Source organism: Jiangella mangrovi (genome assembly GCF_014204975.1).
GTDB classification, from domain to species: Bacteria; Actinomycetota; Actinomycetes; order Jiangellales; family Jiangellaceae; genus Jiangella; species Jiangella mangrovi.
The window spans coordinates 4,686,121-4,704,053 of record NZ_JACHMM010000001.1; the positions used below are offsets into that span (position 1 = coordinate 4,686,121).

13 protein-coding genes are annotated in these 17,933 nt (G+C 73.1%); 9 read left to right on the forward strand and 4 right to left on the reverse strand.

Annotated elements, in window-relative coordinates; translation table 11 throughout:
• Positions 1-50: 50 nt before the first annotated feature.
• The gene (locus HD601_RS21645; protein ID WP_184825351.1) at positions 51-260 is read left to right on the forward strand and encodes an antitoxin; all 210 of its coding nucleotides are present in this window, start codon (positions 51-53) and stop codon (positions 258-260) included.
• 45 nt (positions 261-305) lie between these two features.
• Here HD601_RS21645 and HD601_RS21650 read toward each other — a convergent pair whose 3' ends face one another.
• Positions 306-1,016: a class III extradiol ring-cleavage dioxygenase family protein gene (locus HD601_RS21650; protein ID WP_184825353.1), complete on the reverse strand. Its 711-nt coding sequence runs from the start codon at positions 1,014-1,016 to the stop codon at positions 306-308.
• Between the two features lie 66 nt (positions 1,017-1,082).
• Here HD601_RS21650 and HD601_RS21655 point away from each other — a divergent pair, with 66 nt between their 5' ends.
• The 8 genes from HD601_RS21655 (at position 1,083) to HD601_RS21690 (ending at position 13,329) form a co-directional block, all read left to right on the forward strand.
• Positions 1,083-3,335, forward strand: coding sequence for a hypothetical protein (locus HD601_RS21655; RefSeq protein WP_184825355.1), 2,253 nt, complete (start codon positions 1,083-1,085; stop codon positions 3,333-3,335).
• A 187-nt stretch (positions 3,336-3,522) separates the two neighbouring features.
• Positions 3,523-3,864, forward strand: coding sequence for a cupin domain-containing protein (locus HD601_RS21660; protein ID WP_184825357.1), 342 nt, complete (start codon positions 3,523-3,525; stop codon positions 3,862-3,864).
• Positions 3,857-4,726 (forward strand): ABC transporter permease, encoded by an 870-nt coding sequence (locus HD601_RS21665; protein ID WP_184825359.1) that lies wholly within the window; start codon positions 3,857-3,859, stop codon positions 4,724-4,726. The genes HD601_RS21660 and HD601_RS21665 overlap by 8 nt, the downstream gene beginning before the upstream one ends.
• 47 nt (positions 4,727-4,773) lie before the next feature.
• A complete protein-coding gene (locus HD601_RS21670) occupies positions 4,774-5,787 on the forward strand; it encodes an ABC transporter substrate-binding protein (RefSeq protein WP_184825361.1) in 1,014 nt (337 codons plus the stop codon).
• Positions 5,788-5,795: 8 nt separating this feature from the next.
• A complete protein-coding gene (locus HD601_RS21675; protein ID WP_184825363.1) occupies positions 5,796-6,632 on the forward strand; it encodes an ABC transporter ATP-binding protein in 837 nt (278 codons plus the stop codon).
• On the forward strand, positions 6,629-7,801 hold the full coding sequence (locus HD601_RS21680; protein ID WP_184825365.1) for a purine-cytosine permease family protein: 1,173 nt from the start codon (positions 6,629-6,631) through the stop codon (positions 7,799-7,801). Before HD601_RS21675 ends, HD601_RS21680 begins: the two co-directional genes overlap by 4 nt.
• 98 nt (positions 7,802-7,899) lie before the next feature.
• The gene (locus HD601_RS21685) at positions 7,900-8,775 is read left to right on the forward strand and encodes a sugar phosphate isomerase/epimerase family protein (protein WP_184825367.1); all 876 of its coding nucleotides are present in this window, start codon (positions 7,900-7,902) and stop codon (positions 8,773-8,775) included.
• Between the two features lie 15 nt (positions 8,776-8,790).
• Entirely contained in the window at positions 8,791-13,329 is a 4,539-nt protein-coding gene (locus HD601_RS21690) for a ThuA domain-containing protein (RefSeq protein WP_184825369.1), read from the forward strand.
• Positions 13,330-13,538: 209 nt separating this feature from the next.
• Here the strand turns inward: HD601_RS21690 and HD601_RS21695 are convergent, their stop codons facing one another.
• The 3 genes from HD601_RS21695 to HD601_RS21705 are packed head-to-tail and all read right to left on the reverse strand — an operon-like array spanning position 13,539 to position 17,857.
• The gene (locus tag HD601_RS21695) at positions 13,539-13,958 is read right to left on the reverse strand and encodes a VOC family protein (RefSeq protein WP_184825371.1); all 420 of its coding nucleotides are present in this window, start codon (positions 13,956-13,958) and stop codon (positions 13,539-13,541) included.
• Positions 13,951-15,447 (reverse strand): tRNA (N6-isopentenyl adenosine(37)-C2)-methylthiotransferase MiaB, encoded by a 1,497-nt coding sequence (miaB, locus tag HD601_RS21700; RefSeq protein WP_184825373.1) that lies wholly within the window; start codon positions 15,445-15,447, stop codon positions 13,951-13,953. Before miaB ends, HD601_RS21695 begins: the two co-directional genes overlap by 8 nt.
• A gap of 58 nt (positions 15,448-15,505) precedes the next feature.
• Positions 15,506-17,857, reverse strand: coding sequence for a M14 family metallopeptidase (locus HD601_RS21705; RefSeq protein WP_184825375.1), 2,352 nt, complete (start codon positions 17,855-17,857; stop codon positions 15,506-15,508).
• Positions 17,858-17,933: the final 76 nt, after the last annotated feature.

Consider the following 17,933-nt stretch of genomic DNA (forward strand, 5'->3'; position numbering starts at 1 on the left):
GCCGCATGGGGCGGCTCGACGGCCCACGTCAACGAGGGGAAGTGCCGATCATGGGCTTCGACGAGATCAAGAACAAGGTCACCGACCTGATTTCCGACAACGCCGACAAGGTCAGCGACGGCGTCGACAAGGCCACCGACTTCATCGACGACAAGACCGGCGGCAAGTACAGCGAGCACCTCGAGGGCGTCGACGACAAGGCCCGCGACTTCATCGACGGCCTCGACGGCGAGAAGGGCGAGGACGACAAGCCGGCCTGACGCCGTCGCCCTGGGGGCGGTACGGGTGCTCTGGCCGTCGTGCCGTCAGCCGTGCCGCTCCCAGACGCCGACCAGGTAGCCGACGCCGTACGGGGCGTCCTCGTAGAGCACCTCGGCGTCGAACAGCTCGTCGTCGGCGGCGCCGGCCAGCACGCGCAGCGCCTTGCGCCCCGGCGACCCGACCTCCGCGGCCAGCGCCGCGTCGAGGTCCAGCAGCCGCTGCGGATCGCCGTCGCGCAGCGCCGCCGCCAACGCGGCGTCGTAGGCCCGGGCGCGGGCACGAAGGGCCTGTGGGGTGGTGTCGGCCCGCAGCGGTGACCCGTCGGCCATGACCAGCAGCGCCACGCGGTCGGCCCGGCTGGCGAGCCGCTGACCCAGGTCGACGCAGTCGCCGTCGGCCGCGTCCGTGGCCACCGTCGCCGCCACCACATCGCCGTCCCAGCCGTCGCGCTCGAGCAGCCAGGCACCGACGGCGACGGAAAGCGGCGCGGTACCGCTCGCGCCGTCGTCGCCCGGTCCCGGGAGCCCCACCGTCAGGTCGACGCCGTACGGGGCGAAACTGCCCGCCCGCGGGGCGTCGTCGGCGGTCGACTCCCCCGGCCCCACGACCACGAGAAGGTCCGGGCTGGCGGAGCGCAGATCGTCCAACGCGGACCAGCAGGCCGCGCGGACATCGTCGAGCCTCACGTCGCCGGGCCGGCCGATGCCGGTCACCATCAGCGGCGGATACGGGCAGACGGCCGCGGAGATGAGCACATCCGAAGACTAGACGCGGAGCGTCCGGGCTGCGCCGCGGACCTTCTTCATGGTCGAATGTCGGATATGTTCGACGCCGACCACAGCACCCGCCTCGCCATCGCCGGCGTGGTCCTGCTGATCGGTCTCGGCTGCATCATCGCCTGGCTACCGGCGCGCCGCCGCGACCGCGCAGGACTGCCGTCGCGCCTGCTCGTGACGGCGGGCCTCATCATGGGCATGGCCGACCTCGGCGGACTGGGCAGCGTACTCGGGTTCGCGCTGGCCGCCATGGGCGCGCTGATCCTGTGGGAGGCGCAGCCCGCGCCCGAGGTGCCGCGGCCGCACCGCGGCGGCATCGTGGTCGCCGCCGCACTGTCGGGCGTGGCCGCGCTGGCGACGTTCGAGGGCTGGTGGTCACTGGCCCGGGTCCCGGCCGAGCTCCGCGCCGTCGCCACCCTGGTCGTCGGGGTGACGGGCGCACTGGCGACGCTCGCGATCGCCGACCGCGCGCGGGTCCGGCTGCGGGTCGCCGTCAAGCGGCGGTTCGCACCCGTGCGGCCGCCGAAACCGAGGGCCGAGGCACCTGCTGTGGACGCGGCTGCGCCGCCGGTCCTGGCTCCGGCCGAGCCGGTGGCGCCGGTGGCGCCGGTTCCGGTGCGCGAGCCGGTGGCGCCGGTTCCGGTGGCGGCGATCGAGGAGGCGCCCGCGCAGCCGGAAGTGCCGGCCCAGCCGGAGCCGCAGCCCCGGTCGAGCAATGTGGCGGCGCAGTCGCCGAGCCGCCCGTCCGCCGTCACCCGGCGCCGCTTCGCCGCCCCGCCGGGGTCCGCCCGCACGGGCAAGCCGGAGCAGCGGGCGCAGGCGGCGCAGAACGAGATCACCGTCGCCGGCCGCTCCCGGGCTCAGCTCCGCGACGCGCTCAACCGGCGGCTCGCGTCCGGCTCCACGGGGACGACGGCACCGGCTGTCCAGCCGCCGCCGGCCACCCAGCCCCGGCCGCCCGTACCGAAGGCCGCGGAGTCGAAGGCTGCCGCCCGCCAGGATCTGCGCAGCCGCCTCGCCGCCGCGAGGCCGCAGCCCTCCCCCACCCCGGCCGCCGCGCGCGACGCGACTCCCGCTGAGACCGTCGACGACCCGGGTCCGTCGTGGGCGGCTCGCTCCCGGGCCGCACTCGTGCGGCTGTGGACCGCCGGCACCGAGGAGCCGCGCGAGAAGTCGGCTCAGGTGACGGCCTTCCGCGGCGTCTCCAGCCGCGCCGGACTCGGCGTGCCGAGCGACGCCGAGGAGCCACCGCGGTCCGAGCCCGCCGCCCGGAAGGAACCAGCGACCACGACGACCCGCGAGTCAGGAACGGCTCGTGCCAGGGCCGCACTCGTGCGGCTGTGGGCCGCCGGCGCCGAGGAGCCGCGCGAGGAGTCGGCCCAGGTGACGGCCTTCCGCGACGTCTCCAGCCGCGCCGGGACCGGCCTGCCGACGCCGGCCGAACCGGCGCCGGAGGTCGTGGCGCCGGCCACCGAGCCGGCCGCGGACGATCGCGGCGCGCCGGCCTGGGTCCGGGCCCGCGACACGCTGAGCCGGCTCACGGCGACGCGGATCGAGGAGACGAAGGGGCAGCCACCCGAAGCGCAGCCGGACCGCACACCGGATCGCGAGGGCGAGGATCGCGGCGCGCCGGCCTGGGTCCGGGCCCGCGACGCGCTGCGCCGGGTGACGGCGTCCCGGCTCGAGCAACTCGACGAGAAGGAGCCGGGCCGAGCCACGGGAGGCGGCAGCGGTCCGGCCACGCCGCTCGATGCGCAGGAGGTCGTCCCGTGGGCACGCCGCGACGCGCTGCGGCGGCTCACGGTGATTCGGGTCGAGCGGCTGGACGAGTCCGCCGATGTCGCCGAGAACGGGGCCGGCGCGCCGACTCCGCCGGAGCGCGCCGCGAGCAGGCAGGACCCCGGCGGCAAGGGCGGGCGGCCACGGTGGGCAGCACCGTCGGCGCGCGAGAGCAGGACCGCGGACCCCGGCCCACCGGCCGCCTCGAAGCCGATCGAGAAGCCGGCCGGGGAACCGCCCGCGAAACCGGTCGAGAAGCCGCCCACGCGACCGGCCGAGCGGCCGGCCGAAGAGTCTGCGCCGTCGTGGCGTAGCCAGCTGCGCGACACGATCCGCGGCCGCCGCTCCCGGCCTGCCGCACCCACGCCCGCCCCCGCACCGCAGCGCACCGCCGTCGGCGTCCCTCCGGGCACCCCGCCCCCGCCACCGCCGCCCCAGAAGGCGCCCGAGCGCGCCCCGCTTCGGGTCGTCGGCGTCCCGCCGGGTACTCCGCCCCCGCCACCGCCACCCCGCCCGTAGGGTCCGCCGCCGCGGACCCTTGTTGATCATGGAGAAGGTCGGGCTCCGGAGCGCCGGAGACCCGACCTTCTCCATGATCAACGGGCCCCAGGGGCAAGAACTCTTGACCGCCTCCGCAACACCCCGGTAACGTCGGCCGACACAGGAAAGCGTTTTCCGCCGACGTACTTCCGCCAGGGAGGCGCGAATGGCAGCACCCGCGACGGCCAGGCTCGAGGAGATCGAGCCGAAGGCGTGTTCGTGCGGGCAGACCCGCCGGGCGTTCGTGGACGTGGAACCGGGGACGGCGAGCGTCCACCTGCTCGACGTCGAGGCCGCGACCAGCCATTACCACCGGAAGGCGACCGAGATCTACGTCGTCCTCGAGGGTGAGGGGCAGGTCGAGCTCGACGGCGTCGCGCATCCGGCCGGGCCGCTGAGCGCGTTCCTGATCCCGCCGGGCACCCGGCACCGGGCGATCGGCGAGCTCCGCGCGCTGGTCGTCGCCATCCCCGCCGCCGACGACGAGGACGAGTATTTCGATGCCTGAGGTGATTTCCAGGGCCGCGCCTCCTTCCGCCACGCCCGACGACGACGCCGCACCGCCCCGCACGGGAGCCGCCCAGCGCGCCACCCAGATCCTGTCCGCCGCCTGGCGCCCCGCGCTGCTGCTGGTGCTGCTGGGCTTCGGCTGGTGGGCGATCACGGCTGCCGAGGTGTTCCCCGCCTACCTGGTCCCCACGCCCGGCGACGTCGCGAACGAGCTGGTCACCGAGCGCGAGATGCTGGCCCGGCACACGTGGGTGACGACGTACGAGACGGTGGTCGGCTTCCTGCTCGCCGCGGTCATCGGCATGCTGGCCGCCGTCGTCATCGTGTACTCCCCCACGCTCGAGAAGGCGCTCTACCCGCTGATCCTGTTCGCGCAGGTCATCCCCAAGATCGCCATCGCGCCGATCCTCGTCGTCTGGTTCGGGTTCGGGCCGATGCCGAAGGTGATCCTGGCGGTGCTGATCGCGTTCTTCCCGATCGTGGTCTCCGGGGTCGCCGGCCTGCGCTCGACCGATCCGGAGCTGCTGGACCTGTCGGCGACCATGGGCGCGAGCCGGTGGAAGACGTTCCGGAAGATCCGGTTCCCGAACGCGCTGCCGCACCTGCTGTCGGGCCTCAAGGTCGCCGTGACGCTGGCGGTCGTCGGCGCGGTGGTCGGCGAGTTCGTCGGCGCCGACGAAGGGCTCGGCTACGTGTTGCTGCTGGCCAGCGGCAACCTCAACTCGTCGCTGCTGTTCGCCGACCTGATCCTGATGTCCGCCCTCGGCGTCGTCCTGTTCGTCCTGGTCGAGGCCGCGGAGGCACTGCTCATCCCCTGGCACGCCAGCCGCCGCCAGGGCATCCCCCTCACCACGTCCTGAACCACCTCATGAACCCCCTCGTGAACCACGTCCTGAAAGGGCCGACCATGCGACGCAGCCTGCTGGCCACCTCCGCCGTGGCACTCCTCGCCCTGTCCGCCTGCGGAGGCGACGACGAACCCACCGCCGCGGGCGAGGGCGACGGCGGTGACCTCGCCGCGGTGACGCTGACCCTCAACTGGGTCCCCTACGGCGAGCACGCGCCGTTCTACTACGGCGTCGCCGAGGGGATCTACGAGGAGGAGGGCATCGACCTAGAAATCCGGCCGGGCAGCGGCTCCGGCACGACGGTGCAACAGGTCGCGCAGTCGCAGACCGACTTCGGCTGGGCCGACACGCCGCCGCTGCTCAACGGCATCACCGAGGGCATGCCGGTCAAGAGCCTCGGCGTCTTCCTGCAGAGCGGCCCGGCGTCGGTCGAGTTCTTCACCGACCAGGGCATCAGCGAGCCCACGGACCTCGTCGGCAAGGTCGTGGCCGGCACGCCGGGCGACGCCATGTACGCGACGTTCCCCGCCTGGCTGGAGCTCAACGGCGTCGACCCCGACGACGTCGAGGTCGTCAACGTCGACCCCGCCGGCAAGATCGCCGCCCTGGTCGAGGGCCGCGCCGACGCGATCATGGGCTTCTTCCACGACCAGGGCCCGACCATCGAGGACATCAGCGGCAAGGACGTCGACGCGCTGCTGTACTCCGAGTGGGGCATGAACCTGCTGGGCACGGGCCTGATCGCGCATCAGAACACCATCGACGACGACCCCGAGCTGGTCGAGGCGTTCGTGCGGGCGACGGCGCGGTCGTGGGAGGCCGCCGCCGAGGATCCGGACGGCGCCGCGGCCGCCATGGAGGAGGGCGCCGACGAGACCCCGCCGGCCGAGGTGCTGCGCGCCCAGCTCGAGCAGAGCATCGGCCTGCTGAGCCTCGCCGACGCGGGCACGCCCGGCGCCAACACCGAGGACCAGTGGCAGGAGACCATCGACCTGCTGTCGCAGAACGGCGCCCTGGAGGAACCGGCCAACCCGGCCACCTACTGGGAGTCGTCCTTCAGCGAGGCCGGGTGAGGACGGAGATGCCGGAGACCGTGACGACCGAGCCGACGGCACCCGCCGCCACCACCAACGCGCAGCAGACACCCGGCACCACCATCGACATCACCGACCTCACCTGCAGGTTCACCAGCAAGCGGAAGCGGACGACGGCGTTGACGGACGTCTCGCTGTCGGTGCGGGCGGGCGAGTTCGTGAGCATCGTCGGCCCGTCGGGCTGCGGGAAGTCGACGCTGCTGAAGATCGTCGCCGGGCTGGTGCCGCCGAGCAGCGGGCAGGTGAAGCTCCTGGGCAACGACGTCAAGGGACCGCAGCGCGAGATCGGCTTCGCCTTCCAGCGGGCCGCGCTGCTCGAGTGGCGCGGCGTCCGGGCCAACATCCTGCTGCAGGCCGAGATGCGCAACATGGACAAGCGCCAGGCCGCCGCCAAAGCCGACCAGCTGATCGAGCTGACCGGCCTGACGGGGTTCGAGTCCGCCCTGCCGCACGAGCTGTCCGGCGGCATGCAGCAGCGCGTCGCCCTGTGCCGCGCGCTGCTGCACGAGCCGCCGGTGCTGCTCATGGACGAGCCGTTCGGCGCCCTCGACGCGCTGACCCGCGAGCACATGAACGTCGAGCTGCACCGCATCTGGCGCGAGACCGGCACCACCGTCGTGCTGGTCACGCACTCGATCGCGGAGGCGGTCTACCTGGGCCAGCGCGTCGTCGTCATGACACCGCGGCCGGGCCGGATCGAGCGGGTCTACGACGTCGACCTGCCGGCCGTTCGCGACTACGGTGCCACCATGTCGAGTCCGACGTTCGAGGAACTGGCGCGCGAGATCCGGGTGCTGCTGGGGGCCAGCGGCCACCACGGATGACGGGCGAGCGCCGCTGGTGGAACACCGCCGGCGCGTGGCTCGCCATCGGCACCGGCCCGGCGGCGCTGGTGCTCGGAGCAGGACTCGCCGACCGGCACGACGGCCCCGTGCCGGTCGGTGCCCTGCTCCTGGGCGGCGTCGCCATGACGGTGCTGCTGCTCGTGCCCGGACGGCTGGGGCTGCGCCCGCCCGGCGGCGAGGGCCGCCCGCTGGCGGCGGTGCTCGAGGCGTACCTCCCGCGCGGCGACCGCACGCTGGTCGGCGTGCTCATGACGCTGGCCATGGCCGGCTGGCTGGGGTTCAACGCGGCCCTGGGCGGGTCGGCGCTCGCCTCGCTGCTCGGCAGCCCGAAGTGGGTCGGCGTCGTCGTGCTGGGGCTGCCGCTGCTGGTGCTCGCGGCCGGCGGGCTGCACCGCTGGAACGCGATCGCCCTGGTCACGACGGCGGCGGCGCTCGCACTGATCGTCGTGATCGCGACCCACGGTGCCCCCGCCGGTGAGCCGCTGGACCTGGGCTTCGGCGACGGCGGCACCAGCGCGCTGCTCACCGACATCGCCGTCTTCGTCGGGTACGTCGCGGTGTTCGCGGTGCGGGCGCCGGACTTCACCGCGGGCCTGCGCGGGCGCGGCGACCTGTGGGCGTGCGCCGCGATCCTGGTGCTGCCGACGCTCGTGGCCGCCACCGCCGGGACGACGATCGCCCTCCGCAGCGACTCCGCCGACCTGGTGGGTCACCTGCGCACCTCGGAGCTGGGCACGGCGCTGGTGGTGGTCGCCGTCGCGGCACCCTGCCTGACGGCGTTCCACTCCGGCGGGCTGGCGCTGCGGTCGGTGACCCGGTTGCGCGACCCGGCGGCGACGGCGGTCCTCGGCGTGGCGGGGCTGGCGCTGGCGCTCACCGGGTTCGAGAAGGCCCTTCTCCCCTGGCTGACGGTCCTCGCCGCGGTCCTGCCGCCGCTGGTCGTCCCGCTCGGCTGGGAGGCCCGGGCCCGGCGGCGGCAGCGGCGGCCGCCGCGCCCCGTCCACGCCGCCATGTGGCTGCCCGCCGCCGCCCTCGGCGTCGCTCTGACGATCGCCGGCGTGCCGGGCGCGCCGCTGGCCGGACTCGCCGCCGCGGTCGCCTGCACGGCCGCGATGAACGGATTCATCCGGATTCGATCCAGGCGTTGACTCCGTCCGTGTCCCGCCGTTAGCGTACGCATCACATTCGGAAAGCGCTTACCACCGCGAGAAGTTCACCGTCGAACAACGAAAGGTGGAGCTCCCCCATGCCCCGACGCCTGCTGGACCGCCGTTCCTTCCTCCGTACGACGGCGGCAGCCGCCGCTCTCGCCGCCGGAACCGCGGCGACCGCCGTCGGCGCCCTCCCCGCCGCCGCGGCCGGAAGCGGTAACCGCCTGATCCCCCGTCCGGCCATCGGCATGCACCTGTACACGATGCGCCGCTCGCTCGCCGTCGACTTCGCCGGCACCGTCCAGGCCCTCGCCGACATCGGCTACGCCACCGTCGGCGTCAGCGGCCGGCACGGCCACAGCGCCGCCGCGATCCGCACCATGCTCGACGACGCGGGCCTCGACGCCGTCCTCGAGCACGTCGGCTACGACCGGCTCACCAACAACCTCGAGGGCGCCTGCGAGGACGTCCTGACGCTCGGCGGCCACTGGGTCGTCACTTCCAGCCTGCCCGGCTCGCTGTACACGCTCGACGGCATCCGCCAGGCCGCCGCGAACTTCAACCGGGCCGGCGAGGTCGCCGCGAGCTACGGCCTGAAGGTCCTGCACCACAACCACGACGCCGAGTTCCGCACCGACAGCGGCCGCGTGCTCTACGACGTGCTGCTCGAGGAGACCGACCCGGACCTCGTCGGTTACGAGCTCGACGTCTACTGGGCGGCCCGCGGCGGCTACGACGCCGGCGACTACTTCGTCGAGCACCCGGCCCGGTTCCCGGCGCTGCACGTCAAGGACATGGCGCCGAGCGGCGGGTTCGCCGACGTCGGCTCCGGAATCCTCGACTTCGCGGCGATGTTCGAGCACGCCCACCGCGGCGGCGTCCGGCAGTTCCTCGTCGAGCACGACAACCCGGCCGACGAGCTCGCCACGGCCCGCAACAGCTTCCGCCACCTGCGCGATCTGCGCTTCTGAGCGGCGGGCCGAGCGATGCTGAGAATCGGACTCGCCGCCGCCCTGGCGGCCACGGCACTGACCGGCGGCGCGCTGGCGTCCGCCGTCGAGGAACCCACCGCCGAGAGCTTCGACGCGCTGGTCTTCTCGCGCGTCACGAACTTCTACCACGACTCCATCCCCGCTGGTCAGGCCGCCATCGAGGCGCTCGGCGAGGAGCACGGGTTCAATGTCACGATCTCCGACGACCCCGCGAACTTCACCGACGAGACGCTCGCCCAGTACGAGGTCGTGATCTTCAACAACACCAACTCCACTCCCCAGGCCGGCGACCTGCTGAACGCGGACCAGCGCGCGGCGTTCGAGCGCTACATCCAGGCCGGCGGCGGCTACGTCGGCATCCACTCCGCGTCGGGCACCGAGCGCGACTGGGAGTGGTACGGCGAGCTGGTCGGCGCGTTCTTCCTCAGCCACCCGCCGGTGCAGGAGCTCGAGGTCGAGGTGGACGACACCGTGCACCCGTCGACCAGCCACCTTCCGCAGGAGTGGACCCGCACCGAGGAGCCGTACGACTTCGTCACCAACCCGCGTGGCGACGTGCACGTGCTGGCCAGCTTCGACTCGAAGTCCTACACCGGGCACCGGATGGGGTCGGACCACCCGATCAGCTGGTGCCAGAACTTCGACGGCGGCCGCTCCTGGTACACCGGCATGGGGCACGCGCCGTCCGCCTTCACCGACGAGCCGCTGTTCCTGCAGCACCTGCTCGGCGGTATCCAGTGGGCGGCCGGCGTGGCCGACGGCGACTGCGGCGCGACGTCGAACCACAACTTCGAGAAGATCCAGCTCGACGGGAACACCGACGACCCGCTGGCCATGGACATCGACGACACCGGCCGGGTCTTCTTCGTGCAGCGCGGCGGCGACGTCAAGGTGTACGACCCGGCGACGGCGCGGACGGAGCTCGCGGTGCGGTTCGACGTGCTGGTCGAGCACACGCACGGCATGCACGGCATCGTGCTGGACCCGGACTTCGCCACCAACCACTGGCTCTACCTGTACTACTCCCCCGCGGACGAACCGAACACCGTCATCGCGCGGTTCACCTACGACGAGGCGACCGGCACCGTCGACCCGGAGTCGCGCGAGACGATCTTCGAGCTGCCGTCGCAGCGCGAGGTCAACGCGCACGAGGGCGGCGGCATGGACTTCGACGCCGCCGGCAACCTCTACGTCGCGACGGGCGACAACTCCTCGCCCTGCTGCGGCGGCTACGGCGCCACCGACGAGCGGCCCGGGTTCGAGTACAACGACGCACAGCGGTCGTCGGCGAACACCAACGACCTGCGCGGCAAGATCCTGCGCATCCACCCCGAGGACGACGGGACCTACACGATCCCCGAGGGCAACCTCTTCGCGCCCGGCACCGAGGGCACGCGCCCGGAGATCTACGTCATGGGGCTGCGCAACCCGTACCGCATCCACGTCGACTCCGAGACCGGCTGGCTCTACTGGGGCGACGTCGGCCCGGACGCCCGCGTGGACAGCCCCGAGCGCGGCAGCCGCGGCTACGACGAGTGGAACCAGGCGCGAACGGCGGGCAACTTCGGCTGGCCGCACTGCATCGGCGCCAACAAGGCCTACAACGACCACGACTACGCCACCGGCGAGTCCGGCCCGCTGTACGACTGCGCCGGCGGCCCGGTCAACGACTCGCCGAACAACACCGGCCTGACGCAGCTGCCGCCGGCCCAGCCGGCCTGGCTGCCGTACCAGTACGAGGTCACGCCGGAGTACCCGGAGCTGGGCAGTGGCGGGCGGCTGGCCATCGGCGGCCCGACGTACCACTTCGACGGCGAGAACCCGTCGGAGGCGAAGTTCCCCGCCTACTACGACGACACCGTCTTCATCGCCGAGTGGACCCGCAACGCGATCTTCGAGGTCCAGCTCGACGAGGCCGGCGAGCCGGCGATCATCAACCCGTTCATGCCCGGCGTGGAGTTCCTGCGCCCGATCGACCTGCAGTTCGGCCCGGACGGCTCGATGTACGTCATCGAGTGGGGCTCGAACTACGGCGGCTCGGGCCGCGGCGACCCGAACACCGACTCCGGCATCTACAAGATCAACTATGCGAAGCCGGGCGAGCGCTCCCCCGTCGCCCGCGCGTCGGCCGACCCGAACACCGGGCAGCCGCCGCTCGCCGTCCAGTTCTCCAGCGAGGGCTCCGGCGACCCGGACGAGCACGAGATCACCTACGCGTGGGACTTCGACTCCGACGGCTCCGTCGACTCGACCGAGGCGAATCCGTCGCACACCTACACGTCGAACGGCGACTACACGGCCCAGCTGGTGGTCACCGACCCGACCGGTCGCACCGGCGTGGCCAACGTGCCGGTCAGCGTCGGCAACACCCGGCCGGAGGTCGAGCTGGTCGAGCCGCTGGACGGGCAGATCTTCGACTTCGGCGAGCCGGTGCCCTTCGAGGTGCGCGTCGACGACGCCGAGGACGGCGTGAGCGGTGCGGGTGTCGACTGCGACGCCGTCGTCACCCAGCCGGCGCTCGGGCACGACCAGCACGGTCACCCGCTGGAGCAGTACACCGGCTGCACGGGCGAGATCCAGACCATCGTCGACGACGGGCACAGCCACATCGACAACATCTTCTACATCGTCGACTCCACCTACACCGACAGCGGCGGCGACGGCGTCTCCCCGCTGACCGGCGGCGACTCGGCGATCCTTCAGCCGCGGCACAAGCAGGCCGAGCACTGGACGTCGGCCAGTGACGTCATCCTCTACGACACGCAGGAGGGCACCGGGAACCGCATGGTCGGCCAGATCGGCCACGGCGACTACCTCTCCTACGAGCCGGTCAACCTGCGCGGCGTGAACCAGCTGACCTTCCGGTACGCGTCGTCCGGCACCGGCGGGACGGTGTCCGTGCGGCTGGACGCCGTCGACGGCCCCGTCATCGGCAGCGGCCGGCTCGAACCGACCGGCGACTCGTACGCGTTCGAATCGGTGTCGGTGCCGGTGGAGGATCCGGGCGGCAGCCACGAGCTGTTCCTGGTCTTCACGAACAACCCCGGCGACGACTACCTGTTCAACCTCGACGCGTTCCACTTCGGGCACACGCTGCTCGACGGCGTCCGCGCGGCCCGGGCGGCGGTGCGGTCGCTGTCGGCGGCGGCATCGGAGCACGCGGACGAGCTGTCGGACGAGCAGGCCGAGTACCTGGAGAGCGCGGCCGGCCGGATCGACGGCGAGCTGGCCGCGGCCATGGACACCGCGACCGACGACCCGGACTTCGCACGGTCACTGGACCGCGCGCTGATCTTCGTCAACCAGTCCCGGCAGTGGGTCGGTGACCAGGGTCTGCCCGCGGAGGTCGCCTCGGCGCTGGTGGCACCGCTGGACGATGCGGCGGCCGCGCTCGAGGGAGTCATCGGCCTGGTCGACGGCGTCAGTGCCGCGTTGGCGGCCGACGGCGGCGAGGTCACGGCGGGCGAGACGGTCCGGGTGACGGCGACGCTCACCAACGACGGTTCCGCTGCGGTCCGGGCGCCGGCGGTCGAGCTGGCCGTGCCCGACGGCTGGCAGGCGCAGGCCGTCGGCCCGACGTCGGCGGCGTCGTTGGCGGTGGGCGCTTCCTTGACCGGTTCGTGGGACGTGACGGTGCCGGCCGACGCGACGCCCGGCGAGATCGCGCTGACCGGGTCGGCCGGGTACGCCCACGTGGGCCGCGACCGGGTCACGGTGCCCTTGTCGGCGCCCGTGGTCGTGCGGCCGGCGGTGTCGGCGGACGGCGTCACGGTCGGCGCGCCGCTGTTCACCGGTCGGTCGTCGGTGGCCGCGGTGACGGTGACCAACCACCGGTCGGCGGCCGCGGCGGACGTGACAGCGACGGTCACCGTCCCGTCCGGTTGGACCGCCGGGACCGCGACGGCGACTCTCGGCGCCGGTGAGTCGGCGACGCTGGAGGTGCCGGTGACGGCGCCGGCCGGCGGGATCGTGGCCGGTCCGGTCGCCGAGGCCGTGCTGACGGCGTCCGTGACGGTGCCCGGTGTGGTGGTGGCCGGGACGCCGTCGGCCCGCACCTACGCCGTCCCGCACGGTTCCGAGCTCGTGTACGCGCTGGACGGCGGTTCGGACACCAGCCCGGTACTGGAGTCCTACGCCCGGCTGGCGCCGTCGCACGCCTGGGACGCCGCCCGCGGGTACGGCTGGGTGACGGGCGCGCCGCTGTCGCGCGACCGTGGGCACCCGGACGCCCTGCGGCGCGACTTCGTGCTGGACAACCGGGGTCCGGGTGTCCTGCGGGTGACGCTGCCGCCGGGACCGCACACCGTGTCGCTGCTGACCGGCGACCCGGACTTCTCGACGAGTGGCTTCGTCGTCGAGGCCGACGGCGCCGTGGTGGTCCCGGCGCGGGCGACACTGCCGACCGGGTCGTACGCCTGGGAGCAGTTCACGCTCGACGGCGGCGCCGAGGGCCGGACGGTGGACCTGCGGTTGTCCAGCCCGACCGGCAACTACTGGCGGATCCTGGCGCTGCTGGTCGACGACGCGGCGTAGCGATCAGGGCTCGGCCGGCGGCGGGACGATCCGCAGCGTCCCGTCGCCGGCCGGCGAGTCCGCCCGCGGCGTCAGGAGGGAGTTCTCCCCGCTATAGCGAGGAAAAGTCCCTCCTCACACTGCCCACCGCGACCCCGCCCGAGTTGATCTTGGAGCAACCGCGGAGTTGCGGCCCGATTTATCCGATGAATACCGCCGGAACTCCAAGATCAACTCGGGGGCGGGGTCAGTCCGGTGACGCGGCCGGCGGCGTCGGTGGTGTAGCGGCCGCGGGAGAGGTCGATCAGCACCAGCGGGTTGCCGAACGGGTCCTCGACGACGGCGACCCGGCCCACCGGGACGTCGGCCGGCGGCGAGACCACCCGCCCGCCGGCCGCCACGAACCGCTCGGCCGCGGGCTCCACCGCGTCGACCAGCCAGGCGGGACCGGGCGGGACGTCGGTCGCCAGCACGAGCTCGCTCTCGGCGTCGGGCAGCCGCGGCCCGGCCTGGCCGATGGCGTCGTGCCGCCAGAGCAACTCGTGTCCCAGCTCGTCGCGGTAGAACGCGAGCCCGGCGTCGAGGTCGGGCACCCGGACGACCACCGCGTCGACGGCGCGGAGCGCCGGCTCGGGCAGCCGGTCAGGCATGCCCGCAGGCGGGAGCGGCGTCGGCGACCGGCAGCGGAGCCGGGGCTCCCACCGTCGGCATGCCCAGCAGCACGCCGGGCGCGACCGCAGCCGGCGCCGTCGTCGTCGCTCGCTCGTAGGCGTCGCCGGCACGGGTGCGCCGCAGCGCCCAGGTGGGTCCGTCGGCGACCAAGTGGTGCGGGGCGGCGTAGCTGACTTGCACCGTCACCATGTCGCCCGGCCGCGGCGCCTCGGCCCCGGACGGCACCGTGAAGTGGACCAGGCGGTTGTCGCGGGCCCGGCCGGACAGCCGGTGCGTCGCGCCGTCCTTGCGGCCCTCGCCGTCGGCGACCAGGACCTCGACGTCGCGGCCGACGAAGGCGCGGGACTCGTCCCAGGCCACCTCCTCGACCAGCGAGGCGAGGCGCTGGTAGCGCTCGCGCACCACCTCGGGCGGCACCTGGTCGTCCATGGTGGCGGCCGGCGTGCCGGGGCGCTTGGAGTACTGGAAGGTGAACGCCGACGCGAACCGCGCCTCGCGCACGACCGACAGCGTCTCTTCGAAGTCGGCCTCGGTCTCGCCCGGGAAGCCGACGATGATGTCGGTGGTGATGGCGGCCTCCGGCATGGCCTCGCGCACCTTCGACACGATGCCGAGGTAGCGCTCCTGCCGGTACGAGCGGCGCATGGCGCGCAGCACACGGTCGGACCCGGACTGCAGCGGCATGTGCAGCTGGGGCATCACCGCGGGAGTCTCGGCCATGGCCGCGATGACGTCGTCGGTGAAGTCGCGCGGGTGCGGGCTGGTGAACCGGACCCGCTCGAGCCCGTCGACGGCGCCGACGGTGCGCAGCAGCTTGCCGAACGCGAAGCGGTCGCCGAACTCGACGCCGTACGCGTTGACGTTCTGGCCCAGCAGCGTGACCTCGATGACGCCCTCGGCGACCAGCGCCTGCACCTCGGCCAGGACGTCGCCCGGACGGCGGTCGCGCTCGCGCCCGCGCAGCGCCGGCACGATGCAGAACGTGCAGGTGTTGTTGCAGCCCACACTGACGGCGACCCACGCTGCGTAGGGGCTCTCGCGTCGCGACGGGAGGTCGGACGGGAACGTCTCGAGCGCCTCGACGATCTCGACCTGCGCCTCCTGCTCAACCCGCGCACGGTCGAGGAGGGCGGGCAGCGACCCGACGTTGTGGGTGCCGAAGACGACGTCGACCCAGGGCGCCCGGCGGGTGATCTCGGAGCGGTCCTTCTGCGCCAGGCAGCCGCCGACGGCGATCTGCATGCCGTCGCGGCCGGCCTTGACCGACGCGAGGTGACCGAGGTTGCCGTACAGCTTGTTGTCGGCGTTCTCGCGGACGGCGCAGGTGTTGAGCACGACGACGTCGGCCGCCGCCCCGTCGCCCGCGCGCGTGTAGCCCGCGTCCTCCAGCAGCCCGGACAGCCGCTCGGAGTCGTGGACGTTCATCTGGCACCCGTAAGTGCGGACCTCGTATGTGCGCGCGTTCATGTCGCTACACAGGATAAGCGCTCGCCCCGACAGGACTGCCGGGGCGAGCGCCCACGCCTCAGCGCACGCGGACGGTGAACCGCTTCGCGTTCTCGAGCTGGCCCTTCACGTCGACGGAGATCCAGCGGAACGTCGTCGTCGCGGAGACCTCGATGACCTCGCCCGGCTCGCGCATCGCCGGCGCCTCGTAGACCGGCGAGTCCGTCGTGGGCGTGCTGCCGTCGGTCGTGTAGTGGATCGACGCCGGCTCGCTGGGATCGAACGTCACGTGCACCGTGCCGTCGGCCTGGCGCTCCTGCACCAGCCGCGTCGTCGCCGGACGCTGGTCCTGCCCGTACGCCATGGCGATCTCGAACATCTCGATCACGCCGCTGGCGTACTCCTGGTACTGCAGGTTCGCCTCGTCCCACTCGGGGATGAAGCCGCCGCCGGAATCGAACTCACCGGTCTCCGGGTTCCACTGGACGCCGCCGATCTCCCAGCCGAACGCGTAGATGCCGTAGTTGAAGTACAGGTCCTCGCGGACGTTGCCGGCCGACGAGTACAGGACGTCGGACGAGCCGCCGACGTTGCCCGGTTGGACGACGGTGTCGCGCAGCCCCTTGACGTTGGAGAGGATCTCCTCGGCCATCTCCCAGTAGTAGGTCTCGTCGCGCAGCGGCGGGCGCGGCGTGGTGATGCGGCCGTCGGCGATGTAGGCGCCCGGCTGCCAGAACAGCTGCCCGCCGGAGCTGTGCACCGTCATGAAGAACTTGAGGTTGTCGTAGGTGTCGGCGAGCCAGACGATGTTGCGCGCCTCGGGCTCGGACAGCTTGTCCGGGCCCATGTAGGTGTCGCTGGTGCACGAGAACGAGGCGCCGTCGTAGCCGTCCAGCGCGGAGCCGACCCGGTAGTTGCGGTTGAGGTCCACACCCCAGTTGCCGCGAGCCAGGACGTCCGCCGAACCGGTGATCGGGCAGTGGTTGGTCATGTTGCGCCGCTGGCCGGTGCGGTCGAAGAAGTTGTAGTGACCGCCGTCGGGGTTGTTGGACGGGACGATGAGGATGTCGACGTTCTCGAGGATCCGCCGGGTGGTGCGGTCGTTGTCGCGGTTGGCCAGCAGCCGCTCGGCCGCCTCCAGCGCCACCAGCGGCGTCACCCGCTCGCGGGCGTGGTCCTGGGCGATGATCAGCACGCCTGGCCGGGAGCCGTCGCGGTGGTTGCCGATGCGCAGCGCCCGGATCGGGAACGGGTCGCGCGAGATCGACGGCGGCGCGGCCAGGTTGTCGCTGAGCAGCGTGGGCGCGGCCGCCGCGACCACGCCGGCGCCGGCGTTGCCGCGGTACGTGTACGCCCGGACCAGCGAGCCGGCCTCGGCGTTCAGCGCGGCCACGACCTGCGCGGCGGTGCTGGTGACGGCGCCGGCCGCGTCGGTCGCCAGGTGGACGGTCACCGCGTCGCCGTCGACGGTGACGTCCAGCGCGCTGCTCGCGACGCCGGGGGCACGCAGCTCGACGGAGACCTCGTTGCCGCCCTCGTGGCCCCAGGCCCGCGAGTCGACCCCGACCCGGCTGTCGTTCGCCGTCCCGAAGAGCGCCTGGGACAGCCGGCGGTAGCCGTTGGTCCGGTTCGGCAGCTCGACGATCTCGGTGACGCCGGGGTGCGCCTCGTGCAGCGCCTCCAGCCGCTCGTAGACCTGCGTCGGGTTGAGGTAGCCGTCGATGAACCCGTACTCGTACCCCGGCCGGTCGATGTCGGAGTCGGTCGCGTGCAGCCAGTCGGTAACCTCCGCCGTCGCGGTGCCGCCCAGCGAGCTGGTGACGGTGATCGTGTCCGGCCGCGGGCCGTCGACGCGCGTCAGCACGCGGTGGTAGAGGTACTCGCCGGAGTCGATGTACGGCTCGATCTCGACGGAGCCGCCGTCCCAGTCCAGCGTCAGCGCCGCCTCCTGCAGCGCGTCGGACTTCACCTCGACGGACAGGAAGCCCTGGCCCTTGGTGGTGAACCAGTCGACCCGCCCGATGACGACGGTGTCCGCGTCGGCCGCCGCGGTGGGTGCGACGCTGCGCGCCGCGGGGGCCGACGGTGTCGCCGTCAGCGCCGCGGGGGCCGACTCGCCGGCGACGGCGGCGCCGAAGCCGGCCAGGCCGGCCAGTTGCTCCTCGGTGACCAGGGCGTCGACCAGGATGCCGTCGGGCAGGCGCTGGAAGTCGCCGGTGAAGTCGTAGCCGGCGTCCTGCATGGCGTACAGGGCCTCGCTGCCGGGGACGTACAGGCGCAGTACGCGCTCGGCCGGCAGCGGCAGTTCCTGGCGGACCGGGTCGGCGGCCGGCGCCGGATCGTTGGCCTGGGCGGACAGCCCGGCCGCGGCCAGGCCGGCCGTCGCGGTCGCGACGATCACCGCCCGCGCCGCTCGTCGAGTGATGTTCATGGTGGCGACCTCCTCGGGCACAGGCCCGGAGTTGGGGGGAAAGCACCACGCAAGCAGCCCGGCCGCGACGGCCGGA

Excerpts from the sequence above, each read along its gene's own strand:
- HD601_RS21645 (WP_184825351.1), top strand. The coding sequence starts at position 51 with ATGGGCTTCGACGAGATCAAGAACAAGGTCACCGACCTGATTTCCGAC.
- HD601_RS21655 (WP_184825355.1), top strand. The coding sequence starts at position 1,083 with ATGTTCGACGCCGACCACAGCACCCGCCTCGCCATCGCCGGCGTGGTC.
- HD601_RS21660 (WP_184825357.1), top strand. The coding sequence starts at position 3,523 with ATGGCAGCACCCGCGACGGCCAGGCTCGAGGAGATCGAGCCGAAGGCG.
- HD601_RS21665 (WP_184825359.1), top strand. The coding sequence starts at position 3,857 with ATGCCTGAGGTGATTTCCAGGGCCGCGCCTCCTTCCGCCACGCCCGAC.
- HD601_RS21670 (WP_184825361.1), top strand. The coding sequence starts at position 4,774 with ATGCGACGCAGCCTGCTGGCCACCTCCGCCGTGGCACTCCTCGCCCTG.
- HD601_RS21675 (WP_184825363.1), top strand. The coding sequence starts at position 5,796 with ATGCCGGAGACCGTGACGACCGAGCCGACGGCACCCGCCGCCACCACC.
- HD601_RS21680 (WP_184825365.1), top strand. The coding sequence starts at position 6,629 with ATGACGGGCGAGCGCCGCTGGTGGAACACCGCCGGCGCGTGGCTCGCC.
- HD601_RS21685 (WP_184825367.1), top strand. The coding sequence starts at position 7,900 with ATGCCCCGACGCCTGCTGGACCGCCGTTCCTTCCTCCGTACGACGGCG.
- HD601_RS21690 (WP_184825369.1), top strand. The coding sequence starts at position 8,791 with ATGCTGAGAATCGGACTCGCCGCCGCCCTGGCGGCCACGGCACTGACC.
- HD601_RS21695 (WP_184825371.1), bottom strand. The coding sequence starts at position 13,958 with ATGCCTGACCGGCTGCCCGAGCCGGCGCTCCGCGCCGTCGACGCGGTG.
- miaB (WP_184825373.1), bottom strand. The coding sequence starts at position 15,447 with ATGAACGCGCGCACATACGAGGTCCGCACTTACGGGTGCCAGATGAAC.
- HD601_RS21705 (WP_184825375.1), bottom strand. The coding sequence starts at position 17,857 with ATGAACATCACTCGACGAGCGGCGCGGGCGGTGATCGTCGCGACCGCG.